Genomic DNA, 17855 nt, shown 5'->3' on the forward strand with positions numbered 1-17855 from the left:
CCGAGTCCCGCCCGTGCGGAACGAGGGGGCCGCACGGTCCTCGGGTGCCCCGGTGCACTTCCCCGTACCGGGGCACCCGCAGACCGGCTCAGGCGTCGGCGCCATCCACCAGCGGCCACAGAGGAGATGACGACATGGCAGAACTCAGCCGTCGAGAAACCCGCACCACTACGCGTTGGGGACGTTCCCCGGAGCACGCCGAAGAGCACGCCGCAGCCGCGCGGCTCCAGGCCCTGTACCCGAACATGGTGGTCTGGTTCGGGGAGACCTCCGGCCACTACTACGCGATGGACGAGTCCGGCTTGCGCGAGCGCCCCACCCTTGACGCGCTCGCGCTACTGGCCTGGCGGCTCACACACCGCCCATGCCCGAGCGGCCCGGCAGCGGGCGTCCGCACGGACGGCGAGTGGCGACGTGAAGCCGCCGACGAGCTGCCGGCGATGACATGGGAGCTGGGATTCGCATGAGGTGGCTTCCTGCCGGTACGGGCCCCGGCGGCCGCGCTGATCCGCTTAAACGGCGGTGAAATTTCGGATCAGCGGATGGGCGCCCGCCGCGTGGCCCTTCGTTCGGGGCCGTTCCGGAGATGAGCATCGTCTTCCGTCGAATCCTTTGATTCAGCGGGGAGTGGGATGCGGGGCACGGGAAACGGGAGGCCGAGTCGGGCCCTCAGGGTCCTTGCGGCGCTGGCGCTGGCCGGCGTCTGGACCTGGGGCGGCCCGGCGGCGGCCGCGGAGGACGGTGGACACGGTGACCTGCCGGGGCCCGCGGACCTCACTGTGCTGGAGGGCACGCAGGGCGGCGCTGAGGTGCCGACCGGTGGCGGTTCCGGGCCGCTTGCCGACGTGCCCTCAGAGCCCGCGCCGCCGTCGGAGCCCTCGGAGACACCGGACGAGGCGGCCCCGGCGGAGCCATCGGACTCTGAGGAGCAGCGAGAGCCCGAGCCCGAGTCCGCTCCCGAGCCGACGCCGGAGGCCCCGCCCGAACCATCGCCCGAAGCCTCTCCCGACGGGGACGACGACGGACGGGAACCCCAGGCGGCGCCCCAGCTGCAGATCTCCAAGAGCGTCACCCCGGACCCGATGGTCATCGGGGACGAGGCGACCTACACCGTCACCGTCACCAACACCGGCGACGAGGCCGCCGAGGACGTCGAGGTCACCGACGAACTCGACCCGAACGTGTCCTTCGTCTCGGCCCCCGGCTGCACGGCCTCGGGGCAGACGGTGACCTGCGGCGGATCCGGCACCACCATCGAGGCCGGGGGGACGGCCGCCTACTCCGTCACGGTGAAGGTCGACCCCGGTGTCTCCGACGGGACCAACATCACCAACCACGCCTCGGTCGAGGCGTCGAACGCCGGGAGCGCGAGCACGCAGAACATCGCGCAGACCCGGACGATGACCGACGTCGAGATCACCAAGACGGCCGACCCGGCCACGGTGAACCCCGACGGCACCATCACCTACACGATCACCGTCACCAACCACGGCCCCTCGGAGGCCGTGGACGTGTTCGTGCAGGACCCCACCGACGGCAACCTCGTCACCATCGCCGGCCTGCCCGGCCAGTGCCCGCCCAGCGGCCTGACGATCTCCTGCGACCTGGGCACGATGGCGCCGGGGGAGAGCGTCGACCTGACGGTCACGGTCACCGTGAACCCAGATGTGGCCGGAGGCACGGACATCCAGAACTGTGCGACCGTCTACACCGGCTCCCGCGAATCGGACCTGGACAACAACGTGTCCTGCGCCGGCAGCGAGGTCGGTCCCCCCGACCCCGGTCCCGGGGCCGACGTGCAGGTCGCCAAGGACGGTCCCGCGACGGTGGCCCCGGACGGGACCCTCACCTACACCGTCACCGTGACCAACGCCGGCGACCGGCCCGCGCAGAACGTTCGTCTGATCGAGGACTTCGACACCGCGCACACCTCCGTGGAGAGCCTGCCCGACCAGTGCACGATGGTGGAGCGGCACGCCGAATGCGACCTGGGGACCCTCGCGCCGGGGGAGAGCGATGAGCTGACGTTCGTGCTGCGCGCCGGTGCCGATGTCGAGCCGGGCACCGAACTGCTCAACTGCGCGCTCGCCAAGAGCAGGGTGCGGGACGTGCTCCTGTCCAACAACGCCGCGTGCATCAAGACCGACGTCGACGGCGATCCGGACCCCGGCCCCTCGCCGTCGCCGAGTCCCGACCCGAGCCCGTCCCCGGACCCGAGCCCGACGCCGGACCCGACGCCGACGCCGGAACCGTCTCCGAGCCCGAGTGGGAGTCCGGCGCCCAGTCCCATCCCGACGCCGACACCGACCGGGGACGACGGGCCGCCGCCCGGTCCCGGTCCGGACGACGGCTCCGGCGGCGGATCGGGCGGTGGCTCCGGGAGCGGGGGCACGGGCGCAGGCACGGGCCTCCCGGTGACCGGGGCCGGGGTGGCCGCCCTCGTCGCCGCCGGGGCGGTGGCCGCCGGGGCCGGGCTCGTCCTCATCCGGTCGGCCCGGCGGAGCGGCCTGCGGGGCGACTGACCAGGAAGCCCGCGAAGAGCCGAGAGGCGGGGCCGCGCACCGGAGTGTGCGCGGCCCCGCACCCGTGTTCCCGCCTCCGGGTCCGCCTCAGCCGATGTCCTCGCCGTACACGTGCTCGACCGACATCGTCATCAGCACCCTGCGCTCGGACACCATCACCGACCGGTACTCCTCCCAGTCCGGGTGCTCGCCCGCCGCCCTGCGGTAGTAGTCGACCAGCGCCCCGACCTCCGGTCCGTGCGGGTCGTCGCCCGGGCCGACCAGGGTCACCGTGCCCTCCGCCGTGGCCCACGCCCGTCCGTCGGACCGCGTCACCTCCAGCGCCGCGCGCGGGTCCCGGCGCAGGTTCACCGTCTTCGCGCGACCCTCGGTCATCGACACGTAGAGGGTCTCGGCCTCCCGGTCGTAGTACGGCATGACCGGCGAGAGCTGCGGAAGCCCGTCGGCCTTGATCGTCGCCAGCACGCCGAGCCGGCTCTCCGCGAGCAGGGCCCGCGGGTCGTGTCCGGCCTTGTCCTGGTCCTGGGTCGTCATCGTCGTCGCTCCCTGAGAACGGTCGTCCGGTCCGGCCCCGAGAGGCCGTACACGTCTCAAGCCGATCGGTGGAATCGGCATTCCCGTTCCCGGGCGGCGGAGGCGAGGCGGCGGGTTCGGGCATGGAAAAGGCCCGCGCGCCCCTCGGGGTGCGCGGGCCTCTTGCCGTTCGTCGGTGCGGCTCGGGTGCGGTCCGGCCCTACTGGCCGTAGCCCGGGTACTGCTGGCCGTACCCCTGCTGCTGCGGCTGCTGGCCGTAGCCCGGGTACTGCTGGGGCTGCTGCCCGTAGCCGTAGCCCTGCTGCTGCGGCTGCTGGCCGTAGCCGGGGTACTGCTGGGGCTGCTGCTGACCGTACCCGTACCCCTGCTGCTGGGGCTGCTGCTGGCCGTAGCCCTGCTGCTGCCCCGTCTGGTACTGGTAGGCGGCGTACGGGTCCTGCTGCTGCCCGCCGGTGTGCTGCTGGTAGGCCTGCTGCTGGCCGGTGTTCTGCTGCTGGGCGGCGTCCGTCGCCGGGGCCTGCTCCTCGGCCGCGGACGCGGTCTCCCCGGCGCCTCCGGACGACGGGCGGAACACGCACAGGTGCAGCGCCTCGCCCTCCGGACCGGTCACCGGGGTCATCTGGTCGAGGCGCCATCCGGCCTCCTCGATCCCTTCAAGGATGCGGGTCAGCCCCGGACGGACCTTGCTGGAGCCCTCGTCGAACCCGGCGACGTCCAGCTGGACGATGAACATCCGGCGGTTCTGCTGCGCGGCGACCTTGGCGTGCTCGACGACGGTGCTGTCTCTGACGACCTGCGTGACGCTCATGGAATGAACCGTACCTATCTGCTCTGCCTGCTCTGCCCTCGCGGCACTGCGGAGCGGTAGGTCCGCGGGGCCGTCCGCGTCCGCCCCATGATGCCGCTTATGGGCCCGGTCTGGCCAGGAGGGCCGGGCCGGCCCCGGTGGCGGCCGGGGGAGCCGACTACGCCAGCGCCGCCTCCACGGCCTCGTCAACGGCCGTGTCGCCGCCGACGAGCTCCAGCACGCGGCCGATGGCGGCCGTCGACGCGGGCTCGGCCAGAAGCGCCGCCAGAACCTCGGCGACGTCGTCCCGCGGCACCTCGGCCTTCTCCACCGACGGCGCGAGGCGCACCCGCCCGGTTCCCGGGCCGTCGGTCAGCCGCCCCGGCCGCAGGATCGTCCAGTCCAGCGTCTCCGAGCGCTCCCGCAGGTCGGCGTCGGCCGCGCGCTTGGCCTCCACATAGGCCGCCCACACCGGCTCCGACCCCGGCGCGGGGCCGTCGTCCACGCCGATCGCCGACACCATCACATAGCGCCGCACCCCGGCCAGCGACGCCGCGTCGGCCAGCAGCACCGCGCCCGCCCGGTCGACGGTGTCCTTGCGCTCCGCACCGCTGCCCGGTCCGGCGCCGGCGGCGAACACCACCGCGTCGGCGTCCATGACCTTCTCCGACAGCTCGGTGACGGTCGCCTTCTCCAGGTCGGCGAGCACGGGCTCGGCCCCCGCCGCCCGCACGTCGTCGGCGTGCGCGGGGTCGCGGATCAGAGCCACGGGGGTGTCACCGCGCGCGGACAGCAGCCGCTCCAGGCGCAGTGCGATCTTGCCGTGGCCACCGGCAATCACAATTCGCATAGGGGCAGGCTACGCCGCCCGGCGGGGACGGGCGCGGCGGAACGGCCGCCCCGCCGGGGTGCCCTGCGTCACGCGCCCGTGAGGGACCGGGAAAGGGGGCGGCGGTCGGCGACGGGGCGCGAGGCTCGGCCCCTGCGGCGCGCCCGCCTATCCGTGCGCGCCCTTGGGGGCGTCCTCACCGGCCAGCTCGTCTCTGAGCACCCGCTTGAGCAGCTTGCCGCTGGCGTTGCGCGGCAGGTCCTCCACCAGGCGCACCTGCTTGGGCACCTTGAACCCGGCCAGGTGCCGCCGGGTGAAGGCGATCAGCTCGTCCCCGGCGACCCGCGCCCGCGGCACCACCACCGCCGTCACCGCCTCGCCCCACTTGTCGTCCGGCAGGGCGATCACCGCCGCCTCGGCCACCGACGGGTGCCGGTACAGCACCTCCTCCACCTCGCGGGAGGCCACCAGCACCCCGCCGGTGTTGATCACGTCCTTGAGCCGGTCGACCACGGTGAAGTACCCGTCGGCGTCGCGCCGGGCCAGGTCGCCGGAGTGGAACCAGCCGCCGCGGAACGCCTCGGCCGTCTCCTCCGGCTTCTCCCAGTACCCCGAGCACAGCTGCGGCGAGCGGTACACCACCTCGCCGGTCTCCCCGGGCTCGGCCGGGGAGCCGTCCTCGCGCACCACCCGCGCCTCCACGTGCAGCACCGGCCGCCCGCACGAGTCCATCCGCTCCGGGGTGTGCTCCTCGGGCCGCAGCACCGTGGCCAGCGGCCCGATCTCGCTCTGCCCGAAGCAGTTGTAGAACCCGATCCCCGGCCGCCGCGCGCGGATGTCCTCCAGCACCGGCACCGGCATCGCCGCCGCGCCGTAGTACCCCTTGGCGAGCGACTCCAGGTCGCGCGTGTCGAAGTCGGGGTGGTCGCGCAGCGCCAGCCACACCGTCGGCGGCGCGAAGAACGACGTCGCCCGGTCCTCCTCGATCCTGCGCAGCACGTCGCCGGGGTCGGGCGCCTCGGACACCGTGTTGCACGCCCCCGCCGCCAGCCCCGGCATCAGGAACACGTGCATCTGCGCCGAGTGGTACAGCGGCAGCGCGTGCAGGATCCGGTCGTCCTCGGCGATGTCCAGGGCGTACAGGCAGCTCGCGTACTCGTGCACCAGCGCCCGGTGCGTCAGCATCGCCCCCTTGGGCGCCGACGTGGTGCCCGAGGTGTACAGCAGCTGCGCCAGGTCGGTGTCGGAGACGTCGGTCACCGGGCCGGTCGGGGCGTGCGGGTCGCGCGCCACCTCCAGCACCGACTCCAGGGCCCCGCGCAGCGCCAGCACGTCCCGGGCCGGCACCGACGGGCGCACCTCCTCCACCCGCCCGGCCAGCCGCGGGTCGGCCAGCACCACGATCGACCCCGACTGCGCCAGCAGGTAGGCCAGCTCCTCCCGGCGCAGCGCCGGGTTGACCGGAACGTGCACCAGCCCCGCCCGCGCGCATCCCAGGAACGCCAGCACGTAGGCGTCGGAGTTGCCGCCGAACGCCGCGACCCGGTCGCCGCGGGTCAGCCCCAGGCCCAGCAGCCAGGCGGCCACCCGGCTCGCCCCCCGGTCCAGTTCGGCGTAGCTCCACTCCCGGCCGCCGAACCTGAGCGCGGTGCGGTCCGGCACGCGCGCCGCCGCGCGCCTGAGGACCCCGTCCACCGTGCTCGCCGTGACCGCGGCTTCCCGCTCCATCGCGCCTCCCGCTGCCCTCGCCCGCGTGACGTATCTCACCACGGTAGGGGCGGGCGGGCGGCGGCGCCAGCAGAGCGCGGCCCCCGCCGGGCGCGTGGTGCCCGGCGGGGGCCGACCGGATCGGGCGGGGCCCTCCGGCCCTACTCCACCGTCCAGGTGTCGCCGCTGGCCAGCAGCGCCCCCAGGTCCCCTTCGCCCTGCGCCGAGCGGGCCTCGGCCACCTGCTCGTTCATCAGGGCGTCGTAGGTGGGCCTGCGGACGTCCCGGAACACCCCGATCGGGACGTGCTCGAACGCCGGCTGGTCGAGGCGGGACAGCGCGAAGGCGTACCCCGGGTCCTCCCGGTGCGCGTCGTGCCGCAGCACCGCGTCCTCGCCGGCCTCGTCGGGGCCGGCCAGGCGCAGCCCGCCGAACCCGTCGGCGACCACCCCGCGGCCGCCCGCCGTGAGCGGCTCGCCGTGCTCCATCCGCAGCAGCCGCAGGTCCCGCTCGGCGGGGTCCTTCAGCGGCTCGAACGCGTCGTCGTTGAAGATCGGGCAGTTCTGGTAGATCTCCACGAACGACGCCCCCTCGTGGGCGGCGGCGGCCCGCAGCACCGACGTGAGGTGCTTGCGGTCGGAGTCGACCGTGCGCGCCACGAACGTCGCCTCGGCCCCCAGCGCCAGCGACACCGGGTTGAACGGCGCGTCCAGCGACCCCATCGGCGAGGACTTGGTCACCTTGCCCGCCTCGGAGGTGGGCGAGTACTGGCCCTTGGTCAGCCCGTAGATGCGGTTGTTGAACAGCAGCACGTTGACGTTGACGTTGCGCCGCAGCGCGTGGATCAGGTGGTTGCCCCCGATCGACAGCCCGTCCCCGTCACCGGTGATGACCCACACCGACAGGTCCGGGCGCGAGGCGGCCAGGCCCGTCGCGATCGCCGGGGCCCGCCCGTGGATCGAGTGCATCCCGTAGGTGCTCAGGTAGTAGGGGAACCGGGAGGAGCACCCGATGCCCGAGACGATGACCACGTTCTCCCGCGGCACCCCCAGCTCGGGAAGGAACCCCTGGAAGGCGGCGAGGATCGCGTAGTCCCCGCACCCGGGGCACCAGCGCACCTCCTGGTCGGACTTGAAGTCCTTGGCCTTGTAGGACTCCTGCGCCGCCGGGACCAGCTTGAGCCCGGGGAAGGCGGCCCCGCCGGCGCCGTTCGCGGCGGCCCCGTTCGCGTGGGCCCCGTTCACCGCGGATCCGTTCTCACTCGGCACGATCGATGACCTCCTGGATGACGCCCGCCAGCTCCTCGGCCTTGAACGGCAGGCCCCGCACCTTGTTGTAGCCCGTGACGTCGGCGCCGAAGCGGCCCCGCAGCAGCAGCGACAGCTGCCCCAGGTTGATCTCGGGGACCAGCACCCGGTCGTAGCGGGCCAGCGCCTCCTCCAGGCCGGGCGGGAAGGGGTTGAGGTGGCGCAGGTGCGCCTGGGCGACGCTGCCGCCCGCGCGCCGCACCCGGCGCACGGCGGCGGAGACCGACCCGTAGGTGCCGCCCCAGCCGAGCACCAGCACCCGGGCATCGCCCGAGGGGTCGTCCACCTCCAGCGGGTCGAGGCTCCGCGCGATCCCGTCCACCTTGGCCTGGCGCGAGCGCACCATCAGGTCGTGGTTGGAGGGGCTGTAGGAGATGTCGCCGCGGCCGTCGCTCTTCTCGATGCCGCCGATGCGGTGCTCCAGGCCCGCCGTGCCCGGCACCGCCCAGGGGCGCGCCAGGGTCTCGGGGTCGCGCCTGTAGGCCAGGAACTCCCCGTCGTCGCCGTTCGGCTCCTCGGCGAAGTCCACCGACAGGTCCGGCAGCGCGGACACGTCCGGGATGCGCCACGGCTCCGAGCCGTTGGCCAGGTAGCCGTCGGACAGCACGATCACCGGGGTGCGGTAGGCGGTCGCGATGCGCCCCGCCTCCACCGCGATGTCGAAGCAGTCCGCGGGCGAGCGCGGCGCCAGCACCGGCACCGGCGACTCCCCGTTGCGCCCGAACAGCGCCAGCAGCAGGTCGGCCTGCTCGGTCTTGGTGGGCATGCCGGTGCTGGGCCCGGCCCGCTGCACGTCGACCACGATCAGCGGCAGCTCGGTCATCACCGCCAGGCCCAGGGTCTCGCCCTTGAGCACCATGCCCGGCCCGGAGGTGGTGGTCACCCCCAGCGACCCGCCGAAGGCGGCCCCCAGGGCGGCGCCCACCCCGGCGATCTCGTCCTCGGCCTGGAACGTGCGCACGCCGAACCGCTTGTGCCGGGACAGCTCGTGCAGGATGTCGGAGGCGGGGGTGATCGGGTAGGAGCCCAGGAACAGCGGCAGCCCGGTCAGCCGGGAGGCCGCCACCAGGCCGTAGGAGATCGCCAGGTTCCCGGTGATGTTGCGGTAGGTGCCCGGGGGCAGCACGGCCGGCTTGACCTCGTAGGAGACCGCGAAGTCCTCGGTGGTCTCGCCGAAGTTCCACCCGGCCTGCAGCGCCGCCAGGTTCGCGGCGAGGATCTCCGGCTTGGCGGCGAACTTGGACTTGAGGAACCCCTGGGTGCCCTCGGTGGGCCGGTTGTACATCCACGACAGCAGGCCCAGGGCGAACATGTTCTTCGCCCGCTGCGCGTCCTTCTTGGTGACGTCGAACTCCTCGACGGCCTTCATGGTCATCGAGGTCAGGGGGACCCGGCTCACCTTGAACTCCGACAGCGACCCGTCCTCCAGGGGGTCGGAGGCGTAGCCGACCTTGGCCAGGCTGCGCTTGGTGAACTCGTCGGTGTTGACGATGACGGTGGCACCCCGGGGCAGGTCGCCCACGTTGGCCTTGAGCGCCGCCGGGTTCATGGCCACCAGGACGTCGGGGGCGTCCCCGGGGGTCATGATGTCGTGGTCGGCGAAGTGGAGCTGGAAGCTCGACACCCCGGGAAGGGTGCCGGCGGGGGCCCGGATCTCCGCCGGGAAATTCGGAAGGGTGGAGAGGTCGTTTCCGAACGACGCCGTCTCCTGGGTGAACCGATCGCCGGTCAGCTGCATCCCGTCGCCGGAGTCTCCCGCGAACCGGATGATGACGCGATCGAGACGTTGGACCTTCTTGGTCACTGAGATCGCCGACCTCCTCGACGAGCCCCCGCGGGCCGCGGAGGCTCAGGTTGCCTCGGCCCTCGCCGCCAGACTACTCACCGAGCCGCCCGGCGGGCGGTCGTGCGGGTCCGGCGCAGGGCCCCAACGGTTGCCAATGGGATCAGTGGGGACCTGATGGGCGATGCCTGGCGGGCATCGCGGGGAGAGGGCCGGGCCCACACCCCCCGTCCGGGAACGGCCGCGCCGCGCGGCGGCGCCCCCGTGCTGCCGGGCTCAGGGACGACACAGGGCGCTTTCCACCCGTGCCAGGTCGACGTGGCGCCGACCCGTGAGCAGGGCGCCGGGGAGGCGGTGCGGAGTGATAACGGCCACGTTCGCCACTATAGGCGCCCGCCCCCGCGCGCGCGGTCGGCGGGGGCGGGGTCGATCAGGTCGGGCCGGACCGGTACCGGCCGCGGCCGGGAACGGACCGGCGGGGCCCACACGTTCCTATCGGTGGACGGGGGCCGCCCCGGCCAGGATCACCCACCGGACCATCCGACGGACGAAGGAGGGCGGGACCCGCCGTGCACCCCAACCCCATCCGAGCCGCCGCCCTGCTCGCGGCCCTGGCCGCGGTGATCGTGCTCACCGGGTGGGCGTGCGCCGGAGCCCAGGGGGTGCGGGCCGCCGCGGTGGTGGTGCTCGGGGTGACCGGGCTGGTCTGCTTCTTCGGGGACTCGCTGGCGCTGCGCGCGATGCGGGCGCGGCCGGTGGGCGAGTTCGAGCGGCCCGAGCTGCACCGCGTCGTCCGCGACCTGGCCACCCAGGCGCGCCAGCCGATGCCCCGGCTCTACCTGTCCCCGACGGCGGCGCCGAACGCCTTCGCCGTGGGGCGGGGGCCGCGCTCGGCGGGGATCTGCTGCACCACCGGGCTGCTGAAGCTGCTGGACGAGCGGGAGCTGCGCGCCGTCATCGCGCACGAGCTGGCCCACGTGCGCAACCGGGACACCCTGGTCTCGGCGGTCGCGGTGGGGCTGGCCACCATCATCACCTCGCTGACCGCGCTGGCGGTGCTGCTGCCGCTGGACGACGGCGACGACGAGGGGCCGGGCCTGCTGGAGGGGCTGCTGTTCCTGGTGCTGGGGCCGCTGGCGGCGCTGGTGATCCACGCCGGTGCGGGGCGCAGGCGCGAGTTCCGGGCCGACGAGGCGGCGGCCCGGCTCACCGGGGACCCGCTGGCGCTGGCGTCGGCGCTGCGCAGGATCGAGGCGGGGGCGCGCACGCACCCGCTGCCGACCGAGCGGCGGCTGCTGGCGGCGGGCCACCAGATGATCGCCAACCCGTTCCCCAAGAAGGGGATGTGCCGCCTGTTCGACGCCCACCCCCCGGCGGCCGAGCGCATCCGCCGCCTGCGGGCGCTGGACCGGAAGTGGCGCCTGGAATAGGGGGAATTGAGGGCTGTGCGGGTGCGGGGCGCGCTGATAGAACCGACCGATGGTGTACAGGTTCATCGCCGATGACGCGTGCGGGTTCGACGACGAGGCCGTGGACGGCTGCGTGATGGCGGGCGTGGGCGAGGCCGACGAGGACGGGTTCTCGCTCGATTTCATGTGCGACTTCGGCGAGCCCGACGCCTCGGATGTGGCCCTCGGCTTCGACACGCACTGCCTGGTCACCCCCGGCCAGGGCACGGCCTACGGGTGTGTGCGCGAGGTCACGCTGGCGGACGGCGTCCTGCGGGTCGTCCTCGACCCCGCCTCCCTCGCCGACCTCGACTTGGACGACCCGGTGGTCGAGGCGGAGCTGAGGGCGCCCGAGGAGGACGTCGCCCGGTTCCGCGAGGTGCTGTCACGCGTGCTCGCGTTCGGCCGCCCGGAGGCGCGCCCCGTGGTGACCGGGCTATAGCGGCGCCCGGCCCACGGCCCGGAAGGGCCGGCCCGGCCGTGCCGGAGCCGGCCGGGCCGCTCGGATCGGCCGATCAGTCGGGCCGATCGGTCACCGGTAGTTGACGAATTGGATGGCCAGGTCGAAGTCCTTCTCCTTGACCAGGCTCATCACGGCCTGCAGGTCGTCCTTCTTCTTGCCGGTGACCCGCAGCTCGTCGCCCTGGATCTGCGCCTTGACGCCCTTGGGGCCCTCGTCGCGGATGAGCTTGGAGATCTTCTTGGCGTCCTCGGAGGCGATGCCCTCCTTGAGCCCGACGAGCATGCGGTACTCCTTGCCGGAGGCCTTGGGCTTGTCCGGGACGTCCAGGACCTTCAGGGAGACCTTGCGCTTGATGAGCTTCTCCTTGAAGACGTCCAGGGCGGCGTTGACGCGCTCCTCGGTGTTGGCCCTGACCTCCACGCCCTGCTCGCCGGACCAGGCCAGGGAGGCGTTGGTGCCCCGGAAGTCGAAGCGCTGGGACAGCTCCTTGGCGGCCTGCGTCAGCGCGTTGTCGACCTCCTGCCGGTCGAGCTTGGAGACGATGTCGAAACTGGATTCAGAGGCCACGTGCGCTCACACTCTCGGGGTTCGGGTCGGTTCCGGCGGGCGGCCTCGGCCCCAGGCGGGCCCGGCCGCCGCGGCACAGAGCTTATCGATTCGCGAGCACGGCGCTCGTCCGCTATCCTCGATCACGTCGCCGCGCCCCACGGAGGGCGCAGCACTCCCAGGCAGGTTGCCCGAGTGGCCAAAGGGAGCGGTCTGTAAAACCGCCGGCTCAGCCTACGTAGGTTCGAACCCTACACCTGCCACCCACTGAGAACGCCCCCTGACCAGCGTGTCCGCGGTCAGGGGGCGTTTTCGTGCCGTCCGGCCGTGTCCGGCTGGGAACGGCTGTCGACGGCTTTCTGCGGCGAATACGCGGCGAAGTTTTTCGCCGCCACAGCCGCCTGCTCCCCGGGCGGTGCCCTCGTGGAAGTCGCCGGAAGCTCAGGGCGGGCCGGGGTTGAAGATGGAGTGCGTGCCGACCCGGCGCCAGACCACATGGGGCTTTCCAGGCACCTTCTCCTCCCCGTATTCCCACGTTGCCCGCCCATCGGGCGCCCAGGTCGTCTCGTTGACGCCCCGGTGCGCGCCGGACGCCTTTGACCCGTAGCCCAGGGCGAAACCGGCCCGGCGCTCGCTCCATAGTGCCGCACAGGGGGATGGTTCAACTTCTGACTTTCCGACCCCGGGAACGCGGGGTCCCCGCCTCTCGCGCCGCGGGGGTTGACATTCCACTATGGACGGTTCATTCTGGGGGTGACCGTCCACAATGGACCATCGGGGGACGCCATGGACTCCACCTCATCCGCGCCGCGGTCGGGCCGCCCGTCCCTGCGGGTCGGCGACGGGGAACGCGAGCGGACGGCGGCGATCGTCAGCGACGCGGCGGCCGCCGGGTACATCGCCATCGACGAACTGGACGGGCGCCTCGACGACGTGTGGGCGGCGCGCACGGCGGGCGAGCTCGACGCGGTGGTCGCGGACCTTCCGGTGGACCGGTTGGACGCCGGTTCGGCCGCCCGCTCCCCGGCGCGTCCCACGGCGCGCCCCACGGAGCGGCCGAAGCGCGGCGAGCCCAGCATGAAGGGGTTCCGCGTCCACCTGAGCGCCTACATCGGGGTCATGACCCTGCTCTTCGGGATCTGGCTCATGGTCGGCGTCACCGCCGGCGCCTGGTACCCCTGGTTCATCTGGCCCGCCCTCGGCTGGGGGATCGGCGTCATCGCCGATGGATCCTGCACGCGTGCCCGGGCCCGCAGAGGCGGCGCGGAAGGCCTGCGCCGCAGCGCGCGGGACGATGCCCTGCAGTACGCCCGCCGCATCCACACGCGGCACCATGCCCACGGGGGCTCGGCCTACGGCGCGCCCTGGCCGCCGGCCGCGCATCGGCGCTGATGCGAACGGCGAAGCCCCCGCACCGCCGGATTCCACCGGCCGGTGCGGGGGCTTCGTCCGTGCGCTCGGGTCAGCGGCGGCGGCCGCGGCCTCCTCGGCGGCGCGGGGCCTCGTGCCGGTCGCCGCCTTCTGACCGGCCGGTTCCGCCCCGCCGGTCGGATCCGCCGCGCCGGTGCGGGGTGCCCCGCCGCTCCTGGGGTGCGGACGACCGGACCGTCACCGGGACGCCTGACGGCTCGCGCGCCCCGGTCACCTCGGCGAGGGCCGGGTCCGACGCGCCGCCCGCCAGCGTGCGCGGCTTGATGCGCGCCCGGTCCATCAACCGGCCCACGTCGCGGCGCTGGCCCGGCAGCACCAGTGTGACCACGCTGCCGGACTCCCCGGCCCGGGCGGTGCGCCCGCCGCGGTGCAGGTAGTCCTTGTGGTCCGTGGGCGGGTCGAGGTTGACCACCAGGTCCAGCCCGTCCACGTGGATGCCGCGGGCCGCCACGTCGGTCGCGATCAGCGCCGTCACGTCGCCCCGCTTGAACTGCTCCAGCGTCCGGGTGCGCTGCGGCTGGCTGCGCCCGCCGTGCAGGGGTGCGGCGAGCACCCCGTTGGCCAGCAGGTGCTCGGCCATCCGGTCCACCGCGCGCTTGGTGTCGAGGAACATGATCACCCGTCCCTCGCGCGCGGCGATCCGGGTCGCGATGTGCTTCTTCTCCTCGGCGGAGACGGGCACCACGTGGTGCTCCATGGTGGAGACCGCGCCCTCGGACCGGTCGACCGAGTGGACCACCGGGTCGTTGAGGAAACGGCGGACCAGGGTGTCGACGTTGCGGTCCAGCGTGGCCGAGAACAGCATGCGCCGCCCGTCGGCCGGGACCTCCTGCAGGATCGCGGTGACCTGCGGCATGAAGCCCATGTCGGTCATCTGGTCGGCCTCGTCCAGGACCGCGGTCTCCACCCGGTCGAGAACGCAGTCGCCGCGCTCCATGAGGTCGCGCAGCCGCCCCGGGGTGGCGACGACCAGGTGGGCGCCCTGCTGCAGGGCGCGGGCCTGGCGGCCGATGGGCATGCCGCCCACGACCGTGGCCGAGCGCACCCCGACCGACCGCGCGTAGGGGTGCAGGGAGTCGGCGACCTGCTGGGCCAGCTCCCGGGTGGGGGCCAGCACGACGGCCAGCGGGCGCCGCGGCTCGGCGGAGCGCCCGTCCAGGGCGGCGAGCAGCGCCAGCCCGAAGGCCAGGGTCTTTCCCGACCCGGTCCGGCTGCGGCCCAGCACGTCGCGCCCGGCCAGGGCGTTGGGCAGGGTGGCCGCCTGGATCTCGGACGGGGTGGTCAGCCCCTGCCGTGCCAGCGTCCGCTTCAAGGGCAGCGGCATGTCCAGCGCGTCGAAGGACTCGACGGGCGGGAGCGCCGGGGTGACGGTGGCGGGGAGGGCGAACTCGCCGGACGGGGCGCCGCCGCGGGGGCGGCCGCCGCGGCGGCTCGGGTCGCTCTGGGGCCGCCTGCCGCCGGATCTCCGGGAGGGGCGGCCGCGGGTCGTACCGGTGCGGTACGGATGACTCAAGGTAGGGCCTTTCGCCGACGGCGTTCGCCGGGCGGGAGGCCGTGCGGCCTCGCAGGAGAGAACCGGGGACGCCGGATGAACGGGATTCCGTGCGCGCTCGCTCGGAGGCGGGCTCCGGGGCGCGCGGGGCCGGTGCGGTCGGAGTGCCGACGGCGGGACCGGCCGGGATGGGGAGTGGGGGCGGCGGGGCGCGGCACCCGTGGGGTGGGCCCCGCCGCTCCGGGGAGCGTGGGCTCCCTTAGATCAGGGTGATGTTCTCCGCCTGGGGGCCCTTGGGGCCCTGCGTCGCGTCGAACTGCACGCTCTGGCCTTCGGCCAGCTCACGGAAGCCCGTGGCCTGGATGTTGGAGTAGTGGGCGAAGACGTCGGGGCCGCCGCCGTCCTGCTCGATGAAGCCGAAGCCCTTGGTGCTGTTGAACCACTTGACCGTACCGGTCGCCATATGGATGCCTCTCTGTCGGAACATGAAGAAAACCGCAGCCGGCGATTTTCCCGTCACTGCGGTGATCTCCCGATAGAGATGGCGTTCCATCAGGGGTTCACAACTGCAACTCCTGACGAAGCTAACACACCGGCAACGATCTGTCCTGATGGCCGGGTGTGTCACATGGCACCGCGGATCGGGGAATCGGCCCTCTGAGGTGCGGCGTCCGGGGCCTTCGCCCTACCGGGGCGCCGCGCGGACCGGTGACCGGACGCCGCCCGCGCCGACCCGCCGGAGCCGACCCGCCGAAAGCGGCTGCGCGCCCGGAGCCGGTCTCGGTAGGCTCGACGCGCTTTCGGGCGTGCCCTGTGCGCCGCGGTCCGGCCGCGGCCTTCCGCGCGGGACGCCCCGCCCCTCTTCCCTCCAGGGGCTCTCCAGGGGCTTCACCCTGTCCGGGTCCTGTCCGGCCGCCTCCCCGGCCGTTCTGTGGCCGACCCGTGGACGGACCCGCCCGGCAACGCGCCCGGGCCGCGGATCCCCCGCGCCGGCCCCGCATATGGGCATGACCGAAACCCGTCTCGCGCCTGTGGGTGGGCCCAGCTGCCCCCTGCCCTCGCGCCCACCGGTCCGAATCCTTCCGCGTGCCCTCCGGGGCCCAGGGGCCGGACGTTCCGACCGCCCGGTCCGGCGCGCCGCCCCGGAGTCGCCCCTCCCCGGCCCCGCGACACCGCCACCCGGAATGCCGGAAATGGCGCCGCATTGCCACGGTGCATTTCCCGTGCATTGGGGATTCATTGCCGAAGGCGGGTGAAGCGGACATTTTGAAACCGCCGTTTCGGCGTTGACAAAATACGTTGCGTAGTCCCATGATTACTGGCGTCCACCGCGGGGGAGCGTCCGCACGGCGCGCCCTTATCTATCCGCCTCCTTAGGAACCTTCCGGGGGAATCGCAATGAAGAAGCTGACCGCCGCCGGCGTGCTCGCCGGTGCCGCCATGGGCGCCGTCCTGATGGCCGCTCCGGCCCAGGCCACCGACCAGGACTACAACTCCAACCTGCAGGGTGTCCCGGTCCAGGTGTGCAACGCCAACGTCGGGGTCCTGGGCGCGGCCGTCCCGGTCCTGTCCCCGCAGACGGTCCTGGGCGACTGCACCAACGGCCCGATCCAGACCAACGTCGGCTAGAGCGGCGCTGCCCGTTCCACGGGTTTCGATTCCAGACTTTCTTTCCAGAGGGGAATTCCGAATGATCCGCAAGATCTCCGCCGCCGGCCTGGTCGCCGGTGCCGCGATGGGCGCGCTGATGATGGCCGCTCCGGCCCAGGCGACCGACCAGACCTTCAACCAGAACCTGCAGGTCGTTCCCGTGCAGGTCTGCAACGCCAACGTCGGCGTCCTCGGTGCCGCGGTGCCGATCCTGTCGCCGCAGACCACCGGCGCCTGCACCAACGGCCCCGTCTCGACGATCGTCGAGTAGTTCCAGGAAGGACCTGTACCCATGCTGCGCAAGATCACCGTCACCGGCGCGATCGTCGGCGCCGCCGCCGGAGCCGTCCTCATGGCGGCCCCCGCCCAGGCCACGGACCAGGAGTTCAACTCCAACCTGCAGGGCGTGCCCGCGCAGGTCTGCAACGCCAACGTGGGCGCGGCGATCGGCTTCGCCGTCCCGGTGCTGTCGCCGCAGAGCACGGGCGCCTGCACCAACGGCGCCATCTCCACGCTGGTCAAGTAAGGAGACGGAGATGCTCCGCAAGGCCACCGTCGCGGGCGCCCTGGTCGGCGCCGCCGCCGGAGCCGTCCTCATGGCGGCCCCCGCCCAGGCGACCGACCAGACGTTCAACCAGAACCTGCAGGTCGTTCCCGTGCAGGTCTGCAACCTGAACGCGAGCGCGCTCGGGCTGACCGCGCCGATCCTGTCCCCGCAGACCACCGGGGACTGCACCAACGGGCCGGTCGGCACCGTCGTCGACGAGGACGACGGCTACCGCTACTGACGCGGGTCCCGGGCGCGCGGCAGCGACCGCCGGAGCCGTGCCGCCCGGGTGACCGGCCGTGGGCCCCCGCCCCTCGAACGCACCGAGGGGACGGGGGCCCACGCCGTGTGCCCACCGTCCCCGGCGGCGGGTGGCCGGGTCACCGGGTCAGCACGGTCGCCGAGCCGTGGCCGAACAGCCCCTGGTTGACCGCGATCCCGACCCGGGCGCCCTCCACCCGGCGCTCCGGCTCGGCGCGGCCGCGGAGCTGGGCGGTGATCTCGCACACCTGGGCGATGCCCTGGGCCGGGACCGCCTCGCCGAAGCTCGCCAGGCCGCCGCTGGGGTTGACGGGGACGCGCCCGCCGACCCGGGTCGCCCCGTCGCGGAGCAGCCCCTCGGCCCCGCCGCGCGGGCACAGCCCGATCTCCTCGTACCAGTCCAGCTCCATCGCGGTGGACAGGTCGTACACCTCGGCCAGGTCCAGGTCCTCGGGGCCCGCGCCCGCCTCCTCGTACGCGGCGCGCGCGTTGGCCTCGCGGAACCGCGGGGCCCACCCGCCCGCCCCGCCGTCCCCGTCCTCGGCCCC

Annotated in this window: 20 protein-coding genes and 1 tRNA gene; 10 read left to right on the forward strand and 11 right to left on the reverse strand. The window is 73.5% G+C overall.

Annotated features, from left to right (window positions below; genetic code table 11):
• The first annotated feature begins 134 nt into the window (after positions 1 to 134).
• Both O4J56_RS21090 and O4J56_RS21095 read left to right on the forward strand, forming a co-directional pair.
• Entirely contained in the window at positions 135 to 467 is a 333-nt protein-coding gene (locus O4J56_RS21090) for a hypothetical protein (protein WP_270687980.1), read from the forward strand.
• A 378-nt stretch (positions 468 to 845) separates the two neighbouring features.
• Positions 846 to 2522: a COG1361 S-layer family protein gene (locus O4J56_RS21095; RefSeq protein ID WP_270687982.1), complete on the forward strand. Its 1677-nt coding sequence runs from the start codon at positions 846 to 848 to the stop codon at positions 2520 to 2522.
• An 87-nt stretch (positions 2523 to 2609) separates the two neighbouring features.
• Here the strand turns inward: O4J56_RS21095 and O4J56_RS21100 are convergent, their stop codons facing one another.
• From O4J56_RS21100 to O4J56_RS32150, 7 genes are all read right to left on the reverse strand, one after another.
• Positions 2610 to 3056: a PPOX class F420-dependent oxidoreductase gene (locus O4J56_RS21100; protein ID WP_270687984.1), complete on the reverse strand. Its 447-nt coding sequence runs from the start codon at positions 3054 to 3056 to the stop codon at positions 2610 to 2612.
• 199 nt (positions 3057 to 3255) lie between these two features.
• Positions 3256 to 3864, reverse strand: a complete 609-nt coding sequence (locus tag O4J56_RS21105) for a hypothetical protein (protein ID WP_270687985.1) — start codon at positions 3862 to 3864, stop codon at positions 3256 to 3258.
• Positions 3865 to 4021: 157 nt separating this feature from the next.
• Positions 4022 to 4693 carry an SDR family oxidoreductase gene (locus tag O4J56_RS21110; RefSeq protein ID WP_270687988.1) on the reverse strand — a complete coding sequence of 224 codons (672 nt, stop codon included), beginning with the start codon at positions 4691 to 4693 and terminating at the stop codon, positions 4022 to 4024.
• 147 nt (positions 4694 to 4840) lie between these two features.
• Positions 4841 to 6400, reverse strand: coding sequence for a fatty acyl-CoA synthetase (locus O4J56_RS21115; protein WP_270687990.1), 1560 nt, complete (start codon positions 6398 to 6400; stop codon positions 4841 to 4843).
• Between the two features lie 140 nt (positions 6401 to 6540).
• Positions 6541 to 7623, reverse strand: a complete 1083-nt coding sequence (locus O4J56_RS21120) for a 2-oxoacid:ferredoxin oxidoreductase subunit beta (RefSeq protein ID WP_270688018.1) — start codon at positions 7621 to 7623, stop codon at positions 6541 to 6543.
• A gap of 13 nt (positions 7624 to 7636) precedes the next feature.
• Positions 7637 to 9490 carry a 2-oxoacid:acceptor oxidoreductase subunit alpha gene (locus tag O4J56_RS21125; protein WP_270687992.1) on the reverse strand — a complete coding sequence of 618 codons (1854 nt, stop codon included), beginning with the start codon at positions 9488 to 9490 and terminating at the stop codon, positions 7637 to 7639.
• A 255-nt stretch (positions 9491 to 9745) separates the two neighbouring features.
• Positions 9746 to 9955, reverse strand: a complete 210-nt coding sequence (locus O4J56_RS32150) for a putative leader peptide (RefSeq protein ID WP_408639153.1) — start codon at positions 9953 to 9955, stop codon at positions 9746 to 9748.
• 83 nt (positions 9956 to 10038) lie between these two features.
• Between O4J56_RS32150 and O4J56_RS21130 the strand changes: the two genes are divergently transcribed.
• Both O4J56_RS21130 and O4J56_RS21135 read left to right on the forward strand, forming a co-directional pair.
• Positions 10039 to 10899 carry a M48 family metalloprotease gene (locus O4J56_RS21130; protein WP_270687994.1) on the forward strand — a complete coding sequence of 287 codons (861 nt, stop codon included), beginning with the start codon at positions 10039 to 10041 and terminating at the stop codon, positions 10897 to 10899.
• A 49-nt stretch (positions 10900 to 10948) separates the two neighbouring features.
• Positions 10949 to 11359, forward strand: a complete 411-nt coding sequence (locus O4J56_RS21135; RefSeq protein WP_270687996.1) for an Imm10 family immunity protein — start codon at positions 10949 to 10951, stop codon at positions 11357 to 11359.
• A gap of 90 nt (positions 11360 to 11449) precedes the next feature.
• Here O4J56_RS21135 and O4J56_RS21140 read toward each other — a convergent pair whose 3' ends face one another.
• Complete coding sequence (locus O4J56_RS21140) at positions 11450 to 11947, reverse strand: YajQ family cyclic di-GMP-binding protein (protein WP_270687998.1); 498 nt, start codon at positions 11945 to 11947, stop codon at positions 11450 to 11452.
• Positions 11948 to 12107: 160 nt separating this feature from the next.
• On the opposite strand from O4J56_RS21140, the gene O4J56_RS21145 reads away from it, so the two are divergent.
• Together O4J56_RS21145 and O4J56_RS21150 are read left to right on the forward strand one after the other, a co-directional pair.
• A tRNA-Tyr gene (locus tag O4J56_RS21145) sits at positions 12108 to 12189 on the forward strand.
• A gap of 490 nt (positions 12190 to 12679) precedes the next feature.
• Positions 12680 to 13318, forward strand: coding sequence for a DUF1707 domain-containing protein (locus tag O4J56_RS21150; protein WP_270688000.1), 639 nt, complete (start codon positions 12680 to 12682; stop codon positions 13316 to 13318).
• 70 nt (positions 13319 to 13388) lie between these two features.
• On the opposite strand, the gene O4J56_RS21155 is transcribed toward O4J56_RS21150, so the two are convergent.
• Both O4J56_RS21155 and O4J56_RS21160 read right to left on the reverse strand, forming a co-directional pair.
• Positions 13389 to 14870: a DEAD/DEAH box helicase gene (locus O4J56_RS21155; RefSeq protein WP_270688002.1), complete on the reverse strand. Its 1482-nt coding sequence runs from the start codon at positions 14868 to 14870 to the stop codon at positions 13389 to 13391.
• Positions 14871 to 15108: 238 nt separating this feature from the next.
• The gene (locus O4J56_RS21160) at positions 15109 to 15312 is read right to left on the reverse strand and encodes a cold-shock protein (protein ID WP_270688004.1); all 204 of its coding nucleotides are present in this window, start codon (positions 15310 to 15312) and stop codon (positions 15109 to 15111) included.
• 935 nt (positions 15313 to 16247) lie between these two features.
• Between O4J56_RS21160 and O4J56_RS21165 the strand changes: the two genes are divergently transcribed.
• The 4 genes from O4J56_RS21165 (at position 16248) to O4J56_RS21180 (ending at position 17287) form a co-directional block, all read left to right on the forward strand.
• Positions 16248 to 16478, forward strand: coding sequence for a hypothetical protein (locus O4J56_RS21165; RefSeq protein ID WP_270688007.1), 231 nt, complete (start codon positions 16248 to 16250; stop codon positions 16476 to 16478).
• Between the two features lie 61 nt (positions 16479 to 16539).
• Positions 16540 to 16770, forward strand: coding sequence for a hypothetical protein (locus O4J56_RS21170; RefSeq protein WP_270688008.1), 231 nt, complete (start codon positions 16540 to 16542; stop codon positions 16768 to 16770).
• A gap of 21 nt (positions 16771 to 16791) precedes the next feature.
• On the forward strand, positions 16792 to 17025 hold the full coding sequence (locus O4J56_RS21175) for a hypothetical protein (protein WP_270688010.1): 234 nt from the start codon (positions 16792 to 16794) through the stop codon (positions 17023 to 17025).
• A 10-nt stretch (positions 17026 to 17035) separates the two neighbouring features.
• The gene (locus tag O4J56_RS21180; RefSeq protein WP_270688011.1) at positions 17036 to 17287 is read left to right on the forward strand and encodes a hypothetical protein; all 252 of its coding nucleotides are present in this window, start codon (positions 17036 to 17038) and stop codon (positions 17285 to 17287) included.
• Positions 17288 to 17426: 139 nt separating this feature from the next.
• Here the strand turns inward: O4J56_RS21180 and O4J56_RS21185 are convergent.
• Positions 17427 to 17855: thiolase C-terminal domain-containing protein (locus O4J56_RS21185; RefSeq protein WP_408639154.1), on the reverse strand; the 429-nt coding region annotated here is incomplete at its 5' end.

It is taken from the genome of Nocardiopsis endophytica, from assembly GCF_027706725.1.
Lineage (GTDB): Bacteria > Actinomycetota > Actinomycetes > Streptosporangiales > Streptosporangiaceae > Nocardiopsis_A > Nocardiopsis_A endophytica.